The sequence below is a fragment of the Pseudomonas sp. CH235 genome (assembly GCF_004368175.1).
Taxonomy (GTDB): Bacteria; Pseudomonadota; Gammaproteobacteria; order Pseudomonadales; family Pseudomonadaceae; genus Aquipseudomonas; species Aquipseudomonas paraglycinae.
On record NZ_RRZJ01000001.1, the window covers coordinates 116,674 to 134,139 of the forward strand.

At 57.3% G+C, this 17,466-nt stretch carries 18 protein-coding genes and 1 pseudogene; 9 read left to right on the top strand and 10 right to left on the bottom strand.

Annotated elements, in window-relative coordinates:
- Window positions 1–14 precede the first annotated feature (14 nt).
- The gene (locus tag EIY71_RS00490; RefSeq protein ID WP_134019827.1) at window positions 15–875 is read right to left on the bottom strand and encodes a Ku protein; all 861 of its coding nucleotides are present in this window, start codon (window positions 873–875) and stop codon (window positions 15–17) included.
- A gap of 194 nt (window positions 876–1,069) precedes the next feature.
- On the opposite strand from EIY71_RS00490, the gene EIY71_RS00495 reads away from it, so the two are divergent.
- Both EIY71_RS00495 and EIY71_RS00500 read left to right on the top strand, forming a co-directional pair.
- Window positions 1,070–1,411 (top strand): hypothetical protein, encoded by a 342-nt coding sequence (locus tag EIY71_RS00495; protein ID WP_102686228.1) that lies wholly within the window; start codon window positions 1,070–1,072, stop codon window positions 1,409–1,411.
- 50 nt (window positions 1,412–1,461) lie between these two features.
- Window positions 1,462–2,607 (top strand): PQQ-dependent sugar dehydrogenase, encoded by a 1,146-nt coding sequence (locus EIY71_RS00500; RefSeq protein WP_134019830.1) that lies wholly within the window; start codon window positions 1,462–1,464, stop codon window positions 2,605–2,607.
- A 5-nt stretch (window positions 2,608–2,612) separates the two neighbouring features.
- Here EIY71_RS00500 and EIY71_RS00505 read toward each other — a convergent pair whose 3' ends face one another.
- Window positions 2,613–3,716 (bottom strand): GNAT family N-acetyltransferase/peptidase C39 family protein, encoded by a 1,104-nt coding sequence (locus EIY71_RS00505; protein ID WP_085745765.1) that lies wholly within the window; start codon window positions 3,714–3,716, stop codon window positions 2,613–2,615.
- 92 nt (window positions 3,717–3,808) lie between these two features.
- On the opposite strand from EIY71_RS00505, the gene EIY71_RS00510 reads away from it, so the two are divergent.
- From EIY71_RS00510 to ilvA, 3 genes and pseudogenes are all read left to right on the top strand, one after another.
- Window positions 3,809–5,383, top strand: coding sequence for a RimK family protein (locus tag EIY71_RS00510; RefSeq protein ID WP_134019833.1), 1,575 nt, complete (start codon window positions 3,809–3,811; stop codon window positions 5,381–5,383).
- Window positions 5,384–5,390: 7 nt separating this feature from the next.
- Entirely contained in the window at window positions 5,391–6,314 is a 924-nt protein-coding gene (locus EIY71_RS00515) for a magnesium transporter CorA family protein (RefSeq protein ID WP_085683743.1), read from the top strand.
- Window positions 6,315–6,518: 204 nt separating this feature from the next.
- Window positions 6,519–7,508: pseudogene (ilvA, locus tag EIY71_RS00520) on the top strand (threonine ammonia-lyase, biosynthetic); the annotation flags it as partial.
- A 26-nt stretch (window positions 7,509–7,534) separates the two neighbouring features.
- Here ilvA and eco read toward each other — a convergent pair.
- Window positions 7,535–8,020 carry a serine protease inhibitor ecotin gene (gene eco / locus EIY71_RS00525; protein ID WP_134019839.1) on the bottom strand — a complete coding sequence of 162 codons (486 nt, stop codon included), beginning with the start codon at window positions 8,018–8,020 and terminating at the stop codon, window positions 7,535–7,537.
- Window positions 8,021–8,391: 371 nt separating this feature from the next.
- On the opposite strand from eco, the gene EIY71_RS00530 reads away from it, so the two are divergent.
- A complete protein-coding gene (locus EIY71_RS00530; RefSeq protein ID WP_085745760.1) occupies window positions 8,392–8,661 on the top strand; it encodes a DUF1652 domain-containing protein in 270 nt (89 codons plus the stop codon).
- Here EIY71_RS00530 and EIY71_RS00535 read toward each other — a convergent pair.
- The gene (locus tag EIY71_RS00535) at window positions 8,658–9,056 is read right to left on the bottom strand and encodes a hypothetical protein (protein WP_064596409.1); all 399 of its coding nucleotides are present in this window, start codon (window positions 9,054–9,056) and stop codon (window positions 8,658–8,660) included. The two genes, EIY71_RS00530 and EIY71_RS00535, sit on opposite strands and share 4 nt — an antisense overlap.
- 90 nt (window positions 9,057–9,146) lie before the next feature.
- Window positions 9,147–9,407 (bottom strand): DUF2790 domain-containing protein, encoded by a 261-nt coding sequence (locus tag EIY71_RS00540; RefSeq protein WP_085745758.1) that lies wholly within the window; start codon window positions 9,405–9,407, stop codon window positions 9,147–9,149.
- Between EIY71_RS00540 and EIY71_RS28700 the strand changes: the two genes are divergently transcribed.
- A complete protein-coding gene (locus EIY71_RS28700) occupies window positions 9,400–9,537 on the top strand; it encodes a hypothetical protein (RefSeq protein ID WP_240871668.1) in 138 nt (45 codons plus the stop codon). The genes EIY71_RS00540 and EIY71_RS28700 overlap by 8 nt on opposite strands.
- Window positions 9,538–9,892: 355 nt before the next feature.
- Window positions 9,893–10,189, top strand: coding sequence for a hypothetical protein (locus EIY71_RS00550; RefSeq protein WP_134019842.1), 297 nt, complete (start codon window positions 9,893–9,895; stop codon window positions 10,187–10,189).
- Between the two features lie 149 nt (window positions 10,190–10,338).
- On the opposite strand, the gene EIY71_RS00555 is transcribed toward EIY71_RS00550, so the two are convergent.
- The 5 genes from EIY71_RS00555 to EIY71_RS00575 are packed head-to-tail and all read right to left on the bottom strand — an operon-like array spanning window position 10,339 to window position 15,652.
- Window positions 10,339–10,893, bottom strand: a complete 555-nt coding sequence (locus EIY71_RS00555; protein WP_134019845.1) for a hypothetical protein — start codon at window positions 10,891–10,893, stop codon at window positions 10,339–10,341.
- Window positions 10,880–11,518 carry a DUF2931 family protein gene (locus EIY71_RS00560; protein WP_372239278.1) on the bottom strand — a complete coding sequence of 213 codons (639 nt, stop codon included), beginning with the start codon at window positions 11,516–11,518 and terminating at the stop codon, window positions 10,880–10,882. The genes EIY71_RS00555 and EIY71_RS00560 overlap by 14 nt, the downstream gene beginning before the upstream one ends.
- Before the next feature lie 53 nt (window positions 11,519–11,571).
- A complete protein-coding gene (locus tag EIY71_RS00565; RefSeq protein WP_134019850.1) occupies window positions 11,572–12,450 on the bottom strand; it encodes a hypothetical protein in 879 nt (292 codons plus the stop codon).
- The gene (locus tag EIY71_RS00570) at window positions 12,447–13,445 is read right to left on the bottom strand and encodes a DUF2515 family protein (protein ID WP_064381737.1); all 999 of its coding nucleotides are present in this window, start codon (window positions 13,443–13,445) and stop codon (window positions 12,447–12,449) included. Before EIY71_RS00570 ends, EIY71_RS00565 begins: the two co-directional genes overlap by 4 nt.
- On the bottom strand, window positions 13,442–15,652 hold the full coding sequence (locus EIY71_RS00575) for a type VI secretion system tip protein VgrG (RefSeq protein ID WP_134019853.1): 2,211 nt from the start codon (window positions 15,650–15,652) through the stop codon (window positions 13,442–13,444). Before EIY71_RS00575 ends, EIY71_RS00570 begins: the two co-directional genes overlap by 4 nt.
- A 362-nt stretch (window positions 15,653–16,014) precedes the next feature.
- Between EIY71_RS00575 and EIY71_RS00580 the strand changes: the two genes are divergently transcribed.
- Window positions 16,015–17,316, top strand: a complete 1,302-nt coding sequence (locus tag EIY71_RS00580) for an OprD family porin (protein WP_134019856.1) — start codon at window positions 16,015–16,017, stop codon at window positions 17,314–17,316.
- The last annotated feature ends 150 nt before the right edge of the window (window positions 17,317–17,466 follow it).

A 17,466-nucleotide genomic window follows, 5' to 3' on the forward strand; every position in this document is an offset into this window, starting at 1 on the left:
GCCCGATTTCATTTTCACGACGCTCTTTTGGTCTTCTTCGCTAGTGTTGCCTTGCTGGCGGTCTTCTTCGCCGGTTTGGCCGGGGCTTTCCCGCCGAGGCTGCGCTTGAGCAGTTCGGTCAGGTCGATAACATCGGCCGATTTGCGCTCTTCCTCACCGGAAACGGTTTCAACGTCTTCGATCTTGCCTTCATGGGCCTTTTTGTCCACCAGCGCCATGATCTTGTTTTCGAACTCGTCGTTGTAGTCCTCGGGCGTCCAGTCTGCCGTCATGTCTTCCACCAGCCGCTTGGCCATGTCCAGTTCACCCTTGGCCAACTGCGGTTTGGTCACTTCGCTGCCCAGTGCCAGTTCATCAAGGCTGCGCACTTCCTGAGGCCAGCGCAGTTTCACCAGCACCAATGCCGACTCCAGGGGCATCAACGCGGCCAGATACTGACGCGTGTGTAAAACCACACGGGCGAGGGCGACCTTTTGGGTTTTGCTCAGGGTTTCACGCAGAAGGGCGTAGACCTTGCCACCGCGCTTGTCCGGGGCCAGGTAATAGGGCGTGTCGATGTTCTGCAACGGAATTTGCTCGCTGTCGACGAAAGCGAAGATGTCGATGGTCTGGGTCGAAACCGGGTGTGCCGAACGGATCTCTTCCTCGCTGAGCACCACATAGCGGCCTTTTTCGAACTGCACGCCTTTGACGATGTGCTCCTTGGTGACTTCCTTGCCGGTGACCTTGTTGACCCGTTTATAGCCGACCGGGTCCATGCTGCGGCTGTCGAGCCAGTCGAAATCGACGCCTTGGGACGAGGTCGCCGAAACCAGCGCAACGGGGATGTGCACCAGACCGAAACTGATTGCGCCTTTCCAGATTGCCCGAGCCATGGTGCTGTTCTCCGAGTGATGTTCGGGTGACCCGTGGCCCTGCGTAAAAGTTTCCGTTGTTTGCAGGGTGCGGCGGTAAACGGCAGGTCAAGCCGTGTTACATCTTGTTTAGCGGTGACGGGTTAACAAATCCGAACCCTGGGCGTAGCGTGGACTCGAAGGCTCTAATCCACGTGCATCGAAAGAGGCCGTTCATGAACCGTTTCCTGCTTGGCATCGCATTGCTCGCCCTCACTGGTGGTCTGGTTCACGCAGAGGGCGCAATCACGCATTCACCGTTGTTGCTGGCGCAAAGTCCGACCGGCAACAGCAACAACCCCTACAACAGCCCGATCCGCCGGGCCAACCCCAACAGCATGCAGGGCACCCAGCCCAGCGCTCCGCCTGTTCGCGGGCCGAACACGGTGCCCGTACCACGCCCGCCGACCCTGGAAAACCGCGGCATCGGCAATGGCCAGCCGCTGCGCTCCGTCCCGAGCACGCCACCCACCTTCATCCCCAATCCTCCAGCCCGTGACAGCGGGAGCAACCGTTGAATGGCAGAACCGCTTCTGTCAGCCCTTCACACGAACAAAAGGAATCGTGCATGTTGCGTAAAACCCTTCTGGCCGGCCTGTGTGCCAGTGCACTGATCACTAGCCCGGCGTTCGCTGCCGCTCCCAAAGAGCTGCAAAGCGAGCAGGGCACCCTCGAGGTCACAACGATTACCCAAGGGCTCAAGCACCCATGGGCCTTGGCGTTCCTGCCGGATCGCCAGGGCATGCTGGTGACTGAGCGCCCCGGTAACCTGCGTGTGGTAGGCGCTGACGGCAAACTGTCCGCGCCGATCACCGGTGTGCCGGACGTCTGGGCCAAAGGGCAGGGCGGATTGCTCGATGTGGTGCTGTCACCGGACTTTAAACAGGATCGCCTCGTGTACCTGTCCTATGCCGAGGGCGGCGGAGCGGGTGACAAAGCCGGAACGGCGGTCGGGCGCGGGCGTCTGTCGGACGACCTGAAAACCCTGAAGGACTTCAACGTGATTTTCCGTCAGGAACCGAAACTGTCGGTCGGCAACCACTTCGGCTCGCGACTGGTGTTCGACCGCGACGGTTACCTGTTCATTACCCTGGGCGAAAACAACGACCGTCCGACCGCGCAGGACCTGGACAAGCTGCAAGGCAAGGTTGTGCGGATCTACCCCGACGGCAAGGTGCCGGATGACAACCCCTTTGTCGGCCAGTCCGGCGTGCGCCCGGAGATCTGGTCTTACGGCCACCGCAATCCCCAGGGCGCCGCGCTCAATCCGTGGACCGGAACCCTGTGGGAAAACGAGCACGGCCCGCGCGGCGGCGACGAGGTGAACATCATCGAGCGCGGCAAGAATTACGGCTGGCCGCTGGCGACCCACGGCATCAACTATTCCATGCAACCGATCCCGGAAGCCAAGGGCAAAACCGCAGAAGGCACGGTAGGGCCGCACCATGTCTGGGAAAAATCCCCGGGCGTCACCGGCATGGCCTTCTACGATGCCGATCGCTTCAAACCCTGGCAGCACAACGTGTTCATCGGTGCGCTGGTGACGCAGGAGCTGATCCGTTTGCAGTTCGACGGCGACAAGGTGGTGCATGAGGAACGCTTGCTGGGCGAACTGAAGCAGCGGATCCGTGATGTGCGCCAAGGGCCGGACGGTTACCTGTATGTGCTGACCGATGAGTCCGATGGTTCGCTGTACAAAATCGGACTCAAATGAACCTTTTACGCGGGTGAGCGAGCGTAAAGCACCACCGCCGCCCGCAACTTGCCACGACCGAAGCGGCACATCTTCTCGAACTCCCCATGGCTGACCGGCACGTGCTGGCAGTCCATGGGCTGACGATGCTGGCTGTGATCGACATCCGGGTCGTGCAGGTAGACGAAGTCTTCATCGCAGTCTGTGACGATCACCCAGTGCGGCGATTTGGACCGGGTCAGGCGATAGCTGCTGATCAGCACCAGGGGCTGACCGCCGTTGGTCAGCAATGCGGGCAAGTCCAGCGTTACGCCAATGACCTGATCGACGTCTGTGTCGTTCAGTTGCGCCATGAACTCGTCATGGACCAGGCGCATGACGTCTTTTTTATGCGCATCGCGCACGCCATCGAGAAACAGCGGCCCGCTCATGCTCAGTTGCAAACGCACTTTGAAACCCCGGCGCCAGGCTGCCAGTGCCAGACCTTGCGGGCTGCAACCGCCATGGCCAGCCGTCATGAACACCGTGGTTGCCTCGCGCCACAACTGCAATTCCTCGCGCCGCTCCAGCAAACGATCGGCCTGCAACGCACCCATGGCCATCAGCAGGCAGGCCGGGCCGCAGGTGAAGTCGGTAGTTTGTCGGTAATAGGGGACCTTGATGTTGCGTGAGTCGCGGTGCTGGAGAATGCGTTTCTCCAGACGCAGTGCGTCGGCGTGATCCTCGTAGTAGTCATGGATCAAGGCAAAGCGTCGGTAACCGTTGCGCTCGTACAGGGCGATGGCGGTGGGGTTGTCGGTGCGCACTTCCAGCCGCAGGTAGGCGCAGTCGTGATCGAGCGCACAGGTCTCGATCCGTTGCAGCAATTGCTTGCCCAGACCGCCGCCGCGCGCCTCGGGGGCAATCGCAATGGAATACAGTCGGGCCAGCGAGGTGCCGCGATGAAACAGCACCAACGCATAACCGGCGAGTTGGCCCTCACGTTCGGCCACCCACAATTGCCCGTTGGCCCGGGTGATCATCCATTGGAAACTGCGGCGGGTGAGCCGATCCGTGGTGAAACAGTGCATCTCCAGCGTGAGCAACGCTGGCAAATCTTCAACCACCGCCAGGCGAAAAACAGCATTCATATGACCACCGTAAAAGTTGCGTAACGAAACGGGACTTTCGAAAAACTTCGTGCTTAATAGAAAAGGTCTTGTTCTCCAACGGATCAATTTCTATGTCAGCGGTACAGGGTCATTGGCGCGAAGTATCCAGTCAAAATTTGCCACCGGCAACTTATTTAAAACCGCAGATCAGGACTTCCAGTCAAGTGTTGATCATCGTCGAACGCGAGGAAGACTGGGCCTCGTATTTCCCCAGCGAAGACATCCTGACGGCCCAGGAATACCTTGAACAACCACCCGACAGCGAGCCGGGAAAACGGGTGCAGGTGATCAACCTGTGCCGCAGCTACAAGTATCTGGGGCACGGTTATTACTGCTCGCTGCTGGCTGAAGCGCGCGGGCACAAGGTGATTCCTTCGGTGCGCACCATCAGCGAACTGACGCGAAAATCCCTTTACGGTCTGGCGCTGGATGACCTGGATAAAACCCTGGAAAAAGCCCTCAGTCATCATCTTTACAGCGATACCGAAGGTTTTACGCTGACACTTTATTTCGGCAAAACCCATATCGAGCCGTTGCAGGATCTGGCCCGGCAATTGTTTGAAGTATTTCCGTGCCCGATTCTGTTAGTTGAGTTTCGCAGAACTAACGGATGGCATATCGAAGGCATAAAGTCCGGTGCCTTGCACAAGTTGCGTGACGATCAGGAAGATCAGTTCGCCAATGCGCTGGACGGTTTCAGCCGCAAGATCTGGCGCGTACCGCGTTCGCCGCAAGTGGCGCGTTATGATCTGGCGATCCTGCACGATCCGCAGGAGGCGTTGCCGCCGTCCAACGCCCGCGCACTGGAAAACTTTGTGCGGGTCGGCAAGGGCATGGGCATCGATGTCGAGCTGATCGAACGCAAGGACTACGCAAGGCTGGCCGAGTACGACGGCCTGCTGATCCGCGAGACCACCAGCGTCGACAACCACACTTATCGCTTCGCCAAGAAGGCCGAAAGCGAAGGTCTGGTGGTGATGGACGACCCGACGTCGATCCTGCGCTGCACCAACAAGGTCTACCTGACCGACCTGCTCAACAGCCATCAACTGGGCATGCCGGCTACGGAAATTCTTTACAAGGAGCGACCCGAAGACTTCGAGCGGGTCGGCGAGCGCCTCGGTTTTCCGCTGGTACTGAAGATCCCCGACGGATGTTTCTCCCGTGGCGTGATCAAGGTTGAGAGCCAAGAGGCTTTGCTGGAGGCCACCGCCGAGCTGTTCGAACATTCGGTGCTGTTGCTGGCCCAGGAGTTTTTCTACACCGAGTACGACTGGCGCATTGGCGTGCTCAACCGCAAACCGATCTTCGCCTGCCAGTACTTCATGTCCAAGGGCCATTGGCAGATCTACAACCACAAGGCCAAGGGCCAGGACGTCAACGGCGAATGCCGCACGCTGGCGATTCACGAAGCGCCGCGCGCGGTGGTGGAACTGGCGGTGAAGACCGCCAACCTGATCGGCGACGGCTTGTACGGGGTTGACCTCAAGCAGGCCGGCGACAAGGTGGTGGTAATCGAGGTCAACGATAACCCGAACCTCGACGCAGGCATCGAAGACGCCTACCTGCAGGACGATTTGTATTCGCTGGTACTGGAAGAGTTCGTGCGGCGTCTCGAACTCAAACGCCGCGGGCAGGCCTGGTGACCGGCCGATGATCAACAGCTTTGCACTGAATCACGGCGGTTTGCAGCGGGTCGAGCGACTGGACGCCGAGGTGATGCTGTTCAGCGACCCCGACGCCGCCGAGCGCGACTTGCTCCACAGCCACTTCAAACTCGATGAACACGCGCTGGCCTCGGCGCTCGACCCGGACGAAGTGTCGCGGATCGAGTTTCACCCCGATCACTTGTTTCTGATCTGGAAACGCCCGGAAAACTATTCCGGCGGCGGCAGCCTGGCGTTCGAGGTGTCGTCCTGCGGTTTGCTGTTCTCACCGGGCCAGTTGCTGGTGATCGCCACGGACGACACGCCGCTGCACGGTGTCGGCACACGTCAGCCACTGAACACGCCGCTGGACGTGTTGCTGGATCTGCTGTTCAACAACATCCATCACTACCTCGGGCATCTGAAGGTGATCAAACTGGTCGCCCGGGAGTTGCAGCAGAAATTCAACGCCTCGATGCAAAACCAGCATCTGGTGCAGATGTTCAACCTCAGCGAAAGCCTGATCTATTACATCAACGCCCTGCACAGCAACGGCGCGGTACTGACGCGGTTGCGCAATCACGCGGAAAAACAGCATTTCGGCAGCGAAGCGATCGGCCTGATCGACGACCTGATCATCGAAAACAACCAGTGCTACAAGCAGGCGGAAATCTATTCGACGGTGTTCTCCGGGCTGATCGACGCCCGGGGCAACCTGATGAACAACAGCATGAACAACCTGCTACGCAAACTGACACTGATCAACGTGGTGTTCCTGCCGCTCAACCTGATTGCGAGCATCGGCGGCATGTCGGAATTCAGCATGATGACCGCCGGCACGCCGTGGTGGGTGTCGTACCCGTTGTTCCTGGCGGCGATGCTGCTGGGGGCGGGCGGGATGCTGTTCGGGCTCAGGCGTCTGGCGAAATGAAAGCAAAATTCGCCATTGACTTGCCTGCAGCGCCCGGGCTAATTTCGGGGCCATGACTTCCACCGTACTGCGCTGCCAGCCAAGCATTATTACCGCCATTCCTCATTTGGCGGGCTAGCTCACGACTGCAGCACCCAACCCGCCCTAGAGGCGGGTTTTCATTTTCTGTCTCCGGGGTTCCGAATCAAACGTCAGGAGACGACCATGCGCTACAGCCCCGCCCAGCAAGCCCTGCTTGAGCAGTACGTGAAAAAGATCCTCGCCGCGCCGGTGTATGAACTGGCGGTGCGCACGCCGCTGCAACCGGCGCCGGCGCTGTCCGAAGCGCTGGGCAACCGGATCCTGCTCAAACGCGAAGACCTGCAACCGACGTTCTCCTTCAAGATCCGTGGTGCCTACAACAAGCTGGTGCAGTTGAGCGACGAGCAGAAGGCGCGCGGCGTGATCACGGCGTCGGCGGGCAATCATGCGCAAGGCGTAGCGCTGGCGGCGCGGGAACTGGGCATTGCCGCGACCATTGTGATGCCGGCAACCACGCCTGAGTTGAAAGTGCTGGGGGTCAGCAGTCGCGGGGCTGAGGCGCTATTGCATGGTGAAAGCTTTCCCTTTGCCCTGGCCCACGCGCTGCAACTGGCTGAGCAGACTGGGCGAACGTTCGTTTCGCCTTTCGACGATCCAGATGTGATCGCTGGCCAGGGCACGGTTGCGATGGAAATCCTGCGCGAGCATCAGGGCGCACTGGATGCGATCTTCGTCCCAGTGGGCGGTGGCGGGTTGATCGCCGGCATCGCGGCGTATGTGAAATACCTACGACCGGAGGTGCGGATCATCGGTGTCGAGTCGGAGCACTCGGCCTGCCTGAAAGCTGCCCTGCAAGCGGATGAGCGAGTGGTGTTGCCCAACGTGGGCACTTTCGCCGATGGCGTGGCGGTGGCGCAGATCGGCGCTTACGGGTTCGAGGTTTGCCGCTTCTGCGTGGATGAGGTCATTACCGTCAGCAACGATGAGCTCTGTGCGGCGATCAAGAATATCTACGACGATACCCGCTCGATCACCGAGCCTTCAGGTGCATTAGCGGTCGCGGGCATCAAACAGTACGTGGCGCAAACCGGCGCACGGAATCAGACGTTCATCGCCATCGATTCTGGCGCCAATATCAATTTCGACAGCTTGCGCCATGTCGCCGAGCGAGCGGCGGCGTGCGGCGTTGTGGCTTGAAGTTACTCGGGAATGGCCACGCCAACCTTGTCCGAGGCCGACCAGATGCGGAAGCGCACTTCGACGTCCTGCGGTGCGTAGATCACGATCGGCAGCTTGCTGTTGTAGCGCACGGTGAAACCGTCACCGATCACCGGCACGAATGCGCGTTTTTTCTGGGTGCCGGGCGGGCAGGCCATCAGCGTGCTCATCGGGCCGCTGACTCTTTCCAGGCGGTAGAACGGATAACCCCAGCCTTCGAGGTTTTTCTCTTCGAGGGTGCCGCCCAGGCGTTGGCGGTTGCAGTCGACTTCGAGGGTCTTGCCAGCGAGGATTTCGACTTTGAAGTTTTCTTCCTGGGCCTGCTGCGGCAGGTGGATGACCTGGCGAGTGAAGCCCGCTTCGGCCTTCGGATAAGGCGCGGTGTCTTCAAGTTTGGCGGCGTGGGTGAGGGTGGACAGGCTGGCGAGCATCAGGCCGGCGGTCGCGTAAACAGTGAAATTTCCCATTGAAGCCTCCTGGCGGGTGTACGTTGGTTGACGGGCATTCTCACTGCCAAGGGCGATGAATGCAAACCGCCAGCCGCATGCAAATTGCAGTGCCTGCACGATCGAATCTTGCATTTTGCAACTGGCCAGTGGCCTGCCTTTTGCACAAGTCATTGATTTACAAGGGGGTGGAAAAGACCCGATGAGAGGCACGTTTTATGCGTTGATTTGGTGCGGCGCACCGAGTTCGGGCGCCTACACTCCAATGGGCATTTCGCAGTACAGCCGCTTGTCACACCCAGGGATTCAGCGGGGATACACCCGTGGGAAGCCGTGGCAACGGTCGACGTGAATACTTGATTGGCAGTCTCACAGTAAGGAGAGGTTTCGCCATGTTTCTGTCTGCCTTGGAACTCCGCAACATCATAGAAAGCAGTTTTCTACCGAAACGCTGCCAATGCACGCTGTCCCCGGATCTGTCGATGACCGTCAAAGTGTATGGCGATCACCAGACCGATCAGGTTGAGCTGCAGGTGAGTGGCATCGATGCCAGTCATTTGAACAGCTGTCGCGAAATCAACGGCCTGATCGCCGGGTTGCGCTCGGATCTTGCGCAACAAACGGCAATCCATCATTCAGTGCCGCGATCCCGAGTCGTCTAACCGACTGTTTCACCCAGTTCGACCGTCACGCGCCGGGCCTGCAAGAAGCCAAGGCCCAGCGCGAACTCGACCAGCACCGCGAGCAGAATCCCGGGGCCGGCGTGGCCGTTGAGCCATTCAGCAAACCCCAGCACCGCCAGGCCAAAACAGCCGACGATAAAGCCGTTGCTCAGCGCATTGCGCGCGATCGACACCGGCGCGTTGCGCACCAGATAAAACATCACCCCCAAGGCTGCAAACAGCACCGCACTGCGCCGTGCGACGAATCCAGCTGCCTCCGAATACTCGATGCTCCAGATCGCCAGCAACATCTGTGGCGCCAGACCCCACGCCAAGGAAAGCAGAAAACACAGGCAGAAGGTGAGGGTCGAGAGCGTGCGAAACGACAACTGCATGGCGAATCCTTGCGGCAGTGAGGAGGGCCCCGAGCATACTCTTCGAGACCCGTGCTCGCCTACCGCAAAGCCGCAAATCAGAGCTTTCTGTCAGTTCTGGAAGCTGCACGCGTCAGATAATTTCCGGTAACTGATTTCTTCCGGTTTCCCGGTGCTGTCGAGGTACTTCATGTCGGCGGTGATGACCTTGCACTCCTGCGTCTGCGGCTCGGTCAGGGAAACCACTTTGGCGACATGCAGCGGCATGCCGTATTCATAGGGAACAGCCTTGGAGGTGTCATTGGCCTGGGCCAGCCCGGCAAACGCGGTGCAGGCGAGGGCGGTGGTGAGCAGGAACGGACGAATGTTCATGATGGACTCCGGTGCGACGGTAATTGAGTTCGGCATGTTGCAAGCCAAACCTGCCGCACTGGGCGTCAGCCAGGGGCTGAGGGCGTGCGGTTCAGTAGAGTTTTTGACCGCGGCGTTAAGCGATGGTTAACCGGGCTGAACGCCGGCTGTCTGGGCGGGGATCGATTCGTGGGGGAGTCTCGGCGGATTCCTACAAGGGTGGATGCCTTGTCTGCTTTCGAGGGCTGGAGTGGGGCGGTTATGGTTTGGCGTCGCTGCAAAATCAGCGGCTTAGGTTTGGTCACCTGAAAAACTCGACACATCTGTGCCATGATTCGCGCCGCGGACACTCACGTCTTCGGAGTACATTGCTGTGGCGGCTGTGTGCAGGGGCGCCTTCGGGCGAGCTGATCGGGTTTCTCAGTTGACCAAGCCTTGCATACAGTCCGCCTCCCATCGTTTGGTCACGGTGTCGGCGGGTCATTGAAGCCTATCGAGTAATGACAATGCCAATCCTGAAACCAAGCTCCGCCCGCTATCTCCCACTCAACAGCGGCGTCACCGACAGCGCACCGCTGGTCATCGACACCCAAGCCAACCCGAAAGACCTCTTCGAAGCCGCCGTGCAACGCATCCGCGCCGCCAGCGACCTGCTCGAAACCTTGCACTGCCTGTGCTTCAAACACGCCGACGTCCAGGACATCCCCCACATCACCCATGCGCTGTACCTGCTGACGCAGGATGGCAGTGATTTGCTTCAGGTTGCGCAGCAGAAAATGTTGAACTGGCGGGCGCCGGTTTGATTTTTAGAGCGACGGCCTAGCATTCACGGGCAGAAAACTTGAATTATCTGCCCGTGCCTATGCCGGTTCAAAGTAGCTAGCAGAGTAATTTGGACTCTCACGGGGAGTGACCTTCTGGTCGACAGAACGCGAAGCCCAACGCAGAGTCATTATTTGAGATCGATGACTTTGAAACCTTTTTTATCGGGTACCGTATTCACTCCCTTGGGTTCTTCCGGCTGGCCTTTTGGGGTGATGTAGTCGTAAACGACAAATTTTTCGGGGATTTCATAGCCATCGTCGGGAATGACCAGGCGCATCTCCCGAGCACTCAGGTACAAAGAAACCGGCAGGGCCTTTTCGGCAAAATCGATGCGTTCCAGCGTTCCGCTGTCTGGATTCTTGCGTAAAACGGCGCCCTTCAAATAGGGAGAGCCATAGTTCATGGCGTAGATCAAAACGGAGCCCGTGCATTTTGCCAATGCAATTTCACCGACGGAGTCCGAGTCGGACATGTCAGTGAAGGCAGTTTCTGTCTGGTTGTTAAGTTTTACGAAGAGTCGCTGCCCGTCCTCATTTGAAGCGGACAGCAGTGAGGCAGTGGTTCCATCTGAAAGCGGGCAGTCCAGTAGCGTTTTCTTCGTTTCGGCGAAAGCAGGAAGGCACACAAGCGAAAGAATGAGAAGAAACCGCAACTTGTTTATTTCGCGATTACCAAGAGCCATACGGCACGCCAAACTTTTCAACATAGACTTTCGACACTGCGGAAAGTGGGCGATGCTTTCCTCCGGACGTTCCTTCGTAAGGGCCACGTGGATCAATTTCAGCTTGAACACAAGTAATCTCAATGGGGGGCAGGCATGGACCGAGAGCCCAGAGTTTTGCAACGCCACTGGGAGCAAGTCCGATGACCAAAGCTTCTCGATAACCTGTAATCCATTTTCCATCGGCAGCGCAGTAGGCGTTCTCCTCTTTTCGCATGATTTCTCTAGCCGACTCTGGTATGTCTACGCCCATTTGATAGGTTTGAGGTTCAACCAAAGACTGCCACCGAACGTAGATTTTTTTGGGGAGATCTGCGCCGGTGACATATTTTCCCTTGCCCCAACCGGGCTTTTCCGGCCAGCCCTTTGGTTTTCCTGAATTGCCAGGTGGATTTTGGATAGCCGCATTGCCGCTCATCGCGCGTCTATAAACCTGGCCTTTGATATCTACAACGTCGGCCGTCTCGATCCAGACCTCCATATAGTTGGGTGCAGAGAAACCCAGTCGCCAAGCCTCATAGGGCATAGAAGCACCATGAGTAGTCGAGCACGCCACAAGAAAGGAAACAAAGATGTGCAGGCGCAGGCACTTCAAAGAAAATTCACCACGGTTTTCGTTGGTCAGTGCATACGCCTATTTCACTGAATTGCTTTTATAACAGGATCTTTATAGTTCTCATCGATTTCTATTCCTGCAGCACGAGCATTGTTTTCAGCAGCAATACGCGCATCATGGTCTCGCTTCAGTTGAGCAGGCAACAGCTCTTTCCATCTTGCCTTTTCTTCATCTTTGGTAAAACCTGAAGACCAGAAGTCGCGCTCGCTCAGGAACTCCATTGATAGTAAATATGTGCCCATCTTGTCCGGGGTGTCTTTGGAATCACGGCGCCAGGCTTTAAAAGTCAGATAGACGCCATCATTGTAAAAATACCAATTGTAAAATGATTCAATTTTCAGCCAGCGATCAATGTCAAGCTCGTAATCCGGGTCCAGCCAGGGATGGCTGGAAACCAAGTGCCCCAATACGTCGTCTGGCGAGGTAATTTTTCCTATCTCAGACCCGGGAATCCTAGGGTCCCCTGGATAGAAATAGTGTTTCCAGCCAGCTGATTTTATTTTTTTTAGCAAGTCATAAATGAAGTCTTTTTGTGTTTCATGCGGGCTGTTGTCAGGTAGTCCTCTCACTGTGATGTCAACGTTTTCAATGGTGTCGCCGATTTTTTTGTCTATCACCATGGTGAAGCTTGTAGCTTTTTCAATTGTAAGTGAGGTGCTTGAATTTTTTACTGTTACGGTAGGCAGGTCTTTTTCATTTGCTGATCTTTTAAACTTGTACCAGCAGAGATCTAACTCACTCAGGCATTCTTGGGAGATTTCTAATGGCGTACTTTGTACAATATTTTCTATTTTGTTGTGTAGCTCTATTTCGATGTGGCTTTGTGTATTTGTCATGTTGGAATCACCATTGTTGCAAGCAGCAAGTAGCAGGCCTGAAAAAAACACCCATAAAAATTTCATTTGGCATTTGACCAGGTGGCAATCGTTTTGATTTGGCCTTCCATGTAGCTTTCTCGTTCTCCCATGAGCTTGTGGTATTGCTTGGCGATGGAGCCAATAAACTCCATTCGATCTGTTTCGTCGTAGAGATCGCCTTCCGACATCTGGACTCTGAGCTCTGGATTCTCAACATCGCAAGCAGTACTTAGCGCAGCGACTCGTACCGGTACAAATGGTGCCCACTCGAAACCAGCTTGCATTTTTAATGTTGCTCTAAATGGAGTGCTTTCATAAATCAACGGTTGCAGGATACGACGTTGTTCATGGTCGGCGATGGCCAGCAAGGAGGTCAGCTGGGCATTTCTTCTTGCGGGTCCCTGAGAAAGCTCCTCGGTTGCTTTTATTGCTTTAAAACCTTTAACAACGTCACTGGTTACAGCCAGGTTGTTTAGTATAGGCAGCGCATCATCTGCCCAGGGCAAGCTGTCGATGTTGGTTTTTATCTGGCCTTCACAGCTCCGCGCGTTGCGCTCTGGAGCACACTCATCAAACTGATCTTTATATTTTGCGTAAAACCAATGCCAAACAAAAATATCTTGAAATAACCAGAAATTTCCCTTCCCTAGGGAGTTTTTACCAATTCGCAAGGGAGGCTGTACGATTGGTGGGGTAAGCGCGAGATAAGGATCATTGGGAATAAAGTCCAGCCCACACTTAACTTGCTTGCTTGCAAAAGCGGCCAAACCCATCCAGTAGAATCGGCCTTTTAGTTCTGGTTTTCCATCTTCGCCAGATTCGAGGTAGAAGCCGGCATAAGCAGCCGCAATTCTAGCGGCCCGTGCACTGAAGTCAGAGATCAGCTCGTACTTTCCTGAGCTTGAGGATCGTTGTTTGCTCAGGCGTCGTATCGCTTCTTCTTGCCCCATGGCCCACAATTTTTCGCAACCAAGGACAACTTCATGTACAGAACATTTTTTGTCGTTGGTGGTAAATGTAGTAATCGGTGGCGTGCTCATTTGTTCCGGCTCGCTTCATAATCATCGGCACCAGACGGAACAGACAGCTCGTCCCATACAAGGTGAGCCTTCACAGGCTCCTTGGTATCTGTTTGCACTCTTGGGTGAAGCCCGTCAGCATCGCTCTTTGATATTTGCGGTGCTGTTTCTGAAGGGATAATCAGTGCTGTCTTGACGGACTTGACGGGTTTACCAAGTTTCGTCACGAATTTTAGTTGTTCGTCAAAACGCTCTTCTATCACTTTCGCTTTAAGCACGCTTCCAGCTCTGGCCTGATCTGCAATGAGTGGTATCAACGGCGGCAGAATTGCGATCCCGGTGCCGGCGCCGGGCGCACCGCCGGTATTGGCCTTCACCTCGGCACCACTGATGGTCACGCCACCCGCATCGACCTTGACGAAACTGCCGCCAGCCTTGGCCGTCAGTTCCATGCCACCCTCGATCACGACCTTGTCGCCGGCGTGGTAATGAATCTCCGTACCAGCCTCAACGAACTGCCCGGTGCCGACCTTCACATGTTGGGTCACGCCGACAGTCAGGTGATCGTTGGCGCGCATTTCGCTCTTGCGGTCCAGGTGAGTGATGCGGTGTTCCTCGACCTTGAATTCACTTAAAACATTGGCTTCGACGGTGTCATGCCGTTCGCTGCCGACGCGGATCTTCTGGTCGTGCTCGATGTTTTCGTCCCAATCGCGCTGGGCGTGGATGTAGATCTGCTCGACGCCTTTCTTGTCTTCGATGCGGAACTCGTTGTAGCCCTTGCCGCCCGGTGAACTCAGGGTCTTGAAGGTGCTGCGGGTCTTGTTCGCCGGCAGGTCGTAAGGGACGACGTTTTCCTTGTGGTACAGGCAGCCGGTCACCAATGGCTGGTCGGGGTCGCCTTCGAGGAAGGTCACCAGCACTTCCATGCCGATCCGTGGAATGGCGATGCCACCGTAGGCTGCGCCGGCCCAGCCGCTGGCGACGCGCAGCCAGCAGGTGGTCTTGTCGTCGGCCTGGCCTTCTCGGTCCCAGTGGAATTGCACTTTCACGCGGCCGTACTGGTCGCAGTGGATTTCTTCGCCGGCGGGGCCGGTGACGATCGCGGTCTGGCTGCCGAGGACTTTCGGTTTCGGGTGCTCGAGGGCAGGGCGGTAGTGGGCGTCCCACGGGGTGGCCACGAAGCTGTTGCGGTAGCCCTGGTGGAAATCGCTCTTGTTGTCGGTGACGTCGCTGGTGACGTTTTCGCCCAGCACTTGTGGCTGCTTGCCTTCGTGGAAGATTTCCAGCAGCAGCCACAGGTCGTTCCATTCGGCGCGCGGGTGTTCGGCCAGGGTCATGAAGTGGCCGCTGGTCAGGGTCGGTTCGTCCCCTTTGCCTTCGGCGAGTTTGTAGTCGCTGCGATGGCGCTCCAGCGCACGGGTCGAGAGGAACTTGCCGCGCTCGCGCGTGGTGAAACGGCCGGGGTAGTCGTAGTCTTCCAGGTCCGGCATGAACGCGGATTTGGCCGCGCCTTCAGGCAGAATCTTCGGTTTCTCGAAATCATAATCGCGGCGGCTGACGCGGCTGGTGCGGGTTTCCAGGCGCAGGTTGAAACGCTTGATCACCGGTTTGTCGGCGGCCATGCCGGAGTCTTGCTGGTAGTTGACCGGTTTCAGCTTGCGGAACACGGTCTGGTCGTCGCCGAACACCAGTTTGTGGCCGCTGCTGCTGTGCTGGAAGTGGAAGTGGATGCCTTCCTCCTCGCACAAGCGCTGGATGAAATGCAGGTCGGACTCGTCGTACTGCACGCAATAGTCACGTTCCGGGTACTCGGCGCTGAGCTGGAAGCTGTAGGCGTCGGCCAGAATGCCGCGATCTTCCAGCACCTGGGCGATGATCTTCGGCACCGTCAGTTGCTGGAAAATCTGCTGGTCATGGTTGTGCCGCAGGTAGGCCAGTTGCGGCACCAGGCTCAAGCTGTAACGGGTCAGGGTCTTGCCGGAATCGCCTTGCTCGATGCGATACACCAGACCGTGAATCTTGCCCTCGCCGGTGGCGCCAAAGGTCAGGCAGCCGGGCTTGTGCAGGAGTTCTTCAAGTTTGAGGTCGGGGCGGGCGCTGACCAGTTCGATGTCGAAACGGAACGGCTCGTTGAGGGCTTCGCGACCGGTGAAGCTGAGGACTTGCAGGTCGGCGGAAGCGCCTTCGAGCGTGAGGGTAATGTGGGTAGCGTTGGCGTCCAGCATGCCTTGATTTCCGTCCTTTGGATTAGCGTGGGCGGATGGTGCAGGATTAAATCGCCTCGTTCAAGGCGCAAATGCCGTAGAGGCAGTGGTCAGAACCCATAGGGAAAACCCTTAGGCCCACGGTTTGGCCCAGTAAAACAGGCACTTGCGGACGAACCAGTCTGTCGCGAACGCCGAATACCGCGTCCGGGAACAACCAGTCAGTTTCAGACTAAAGTCGCCTGTAGCACGTCAAAGCCATCTGCCATCATTGCCGTTCACCCCCGCGTGTTCACTGCCTCCCGGTTCTTCACTGGTCCGGGACGGGAGCTATTTCTGGTTGTTTGCGCCTCTGCGCAATCGTTGTTCTGTTGGAGTTTTCAATGCGTCCCCCATTTCCCCTCATCACCCCGCGCCAGTCGCTTGGCTTCGGAGCCTTTGTGCTGTGCGCCGGTTTTACCGCACAGGTCCAGGCCAGCGGTTTTTTCGAAGACGCCACGGCGAAGATCGAATCGCGCACGGTGTACTTCAACCGCGATTTCCGTGACGGGCACACCTCCAGTGATCAGGGCGCGTCCAAGCGCGAAGAGTCGGCGCAGGGCTTTATTCTCAATCTGCAATCGGGCTACACCGAAGGCACCGTGGGTTTCGGGATCGATGCGCTGGGCATGGCGGGTTTCCAGCTCGATTCCAGCCCGGATCGCAGCAACAGCGGCCTGCTGCCGTCCAGCGGCGACAACCCGCGCGGTTCGAAAGGTCAGTACGCAAAAATGGGCCTGACCGCCAAGGTCAAAGTCTCGGATACGGTGCTGAAGTACGGCGCGCTGCTGCCGGATCTGCCGCTGCTCAAGTACAACGACGGCCGCCTGCTGCCGACCATGTTCAACGGTGCGATGCTGACCTCCAAAGAGGTGAAGAACCTGACCTTCATGGCCGCGCGTCTGGACAACTACACCGCCCGGGACTCGACCGATTCGCAAGAAATACGCGTGCACTGCAAGAACAAGCGTTATGCGTGCAACACCACCGCCGATCATTTCGACATGTACGGCTTCGACTACAAGATCAACGATCGCCTGACCGCGCAGTATCACTACGCCGAACTGGAAGACATCTATCGCCAGCACTTCGTGGGTCTGTTGGCCAATCAGCCGCTGGGTGACGGTGTGTTGAAAGCCGATCTGCGTTTGCTGAAAAGCGCCGACAGCGGCGATGCGAAAGCGGGCTCAATCGACAACCGCGCGTTGAGCGGCATGCTGTCTTACGGCATCAGCGGTCACACCTTCAGCGCTGGCTGGCAGCGTATGAACGGTGACAACTCGATGCCGTATCTGGATGGCAGCAACCCGTATCTGGTGAACTACGTGCAGGTCAACGACTTCGCCGCCGCCCAGGAGCGTTCGTGGCAGCTGCGTTACGACTATGACTTCAAGGCGATCGGCATCAACGGCCTGAGCTTCCTGACCCGTTACGTGAACGGCGATCACATCAAGGTCCCGGGCAGCGATCAGGAAGGCAAAGAGTGGGAACGCGACAGCGAGTTGAAGTACGTGATCCAGACCGGGACGTTCAAGGATGTCAGCCTGCGGTTGCGTAATGCGACTTACCGCACCAACTACGAGAAGTTTGCCCGGGATGTGGATGAGACCCGTTTGATTGTGAGTTACAACTTTTCGGTGTTGTAACCCATAGGCCGGCGGTGTCTGAACTGACGCCTTCGCGGGCAAGCCCGCTCCCACAGGTTTCCTTGGTGACCACAATTTCGTGAGCACCGAGGAAACCTGTGGGAGCGACGGTGCGACGATTCGACTTGCTCGCGATGGCGTCCTTAAGAG

Coding starts and splice junctions, on each gene's coding strand:
- EIY71_RS00515 (WP_085683743.1), top strand. CDS start 5,391: ATGATCAACAGCTTTGCACTGAATCACGGCGGTTTGCAGCGGGTCGAG.
- EIY71_RS00580 (WP_134019856.1), top strand. CDS start 16,015: ATGCGTCCCCCATTTCCCCTCATCACCCCGCGCCAGTCGCTTGGCTTC.
- EIY71_RS00565 (WP_134019850.1), bottom strand. CDS start 12,450: ATGAAATTTTTATGGGTGTTTTTTTCAGGCCTGCTACTTGCTGCTTGC.
- eco (WP_134019839.1), bottom strand. CDS start 8,020: ATGGGAAATTTCACTGTTTACGCGACCGCCGGCCTGATGCTCGCCAGC.
- EIY71_RS00495 (WP_102686228.1), top strand. CDS start 1,070: ATGAACCGTTTCCTGCTTGGCATCGCATTGCTCGCCCTCACTGGTGGT.
- EIY71_RS00490 (WP_134019827.1), bottom strand. CDS start 875: ATGGCTCGGGCAATCTGGAAAGGCGCAATCAGTTTCGGTCTGGTGCAC.
- EIY71_RS28700 (WP_240871668.1), top strand. CDS start 9,400: ATGTTCATGATGGACTCCGGTGCGACGGTAATTGAGTTCGGCATGTTG.
- EIY71_RS00505 (WP_085745765.1), bottom strand. CDS start 3,716: ATGAATGCTGTTTTTCGCCTGGCGGTGGTTGAAGATTTGCCAGCGTTG.
- EIY71_RS00570 (WP_064381737.1), bottom strand. CDS start 13,445: ATGAGCACGCCACCGATTACTACATTTACCACCAACGACAAAAAATGT.
- EIY71_RS00575 (WP_134019853.1), bottom strand. CDS start 15,652: ATGCTGGACGCCAACGCTACCCACATTACCCTCACGCTCGAAGGCGCT.
- EIY71_RS00540 (WP_085745758.1), bottom strand. CDS start 9,407: ATGAACATTCGTCCGTTCCTGCTCACCACCGCCCTCGCCTGCACCGCG.
- EIY71_RS00510 (WP_134019833.1), top strand. CDS start 3,809: ATGTCAGCGGTACAGGGTCATTGGCGCGAAGTATCCAGTCAAAATTTG.
- EIY71_RS00535 (WP_064596409.1), bottom strand. CDS start 9,056: ATGCAGTTGTCGTTTCGCACGCTCTCGACCCTCACCTTCTGCCTGTGT.
- EIY71_RS00500 (WP_134019830.1), top strand. CDS start 1,462: ATGTTGCGTAAAACCCTTCTGGCCGGCCTGTGTGCCAGTGCACTGATC.
- EIY71_RS00550 (WP_134019842.1), top strand. CDS start 9,893: ATGCCAATCCTGAAACCAAGCTCCGCCCGCTATCTCCCACTCAACAGC.
- EIY71_RS00530 (WP_085745760.1), top strand. CDS start 8,392: ATGTTTCTGTCTGCCTTGGAACTCCGCAACATCATAGAAAGCAGTTTT.
- EIY71_RS00555 (WP_134019845.1), bottom strand. CDS start 10,893: ATGGCTCTTGGTAATCGCGAAATAAACAAGTTGCGGTTTCTTCTCATT.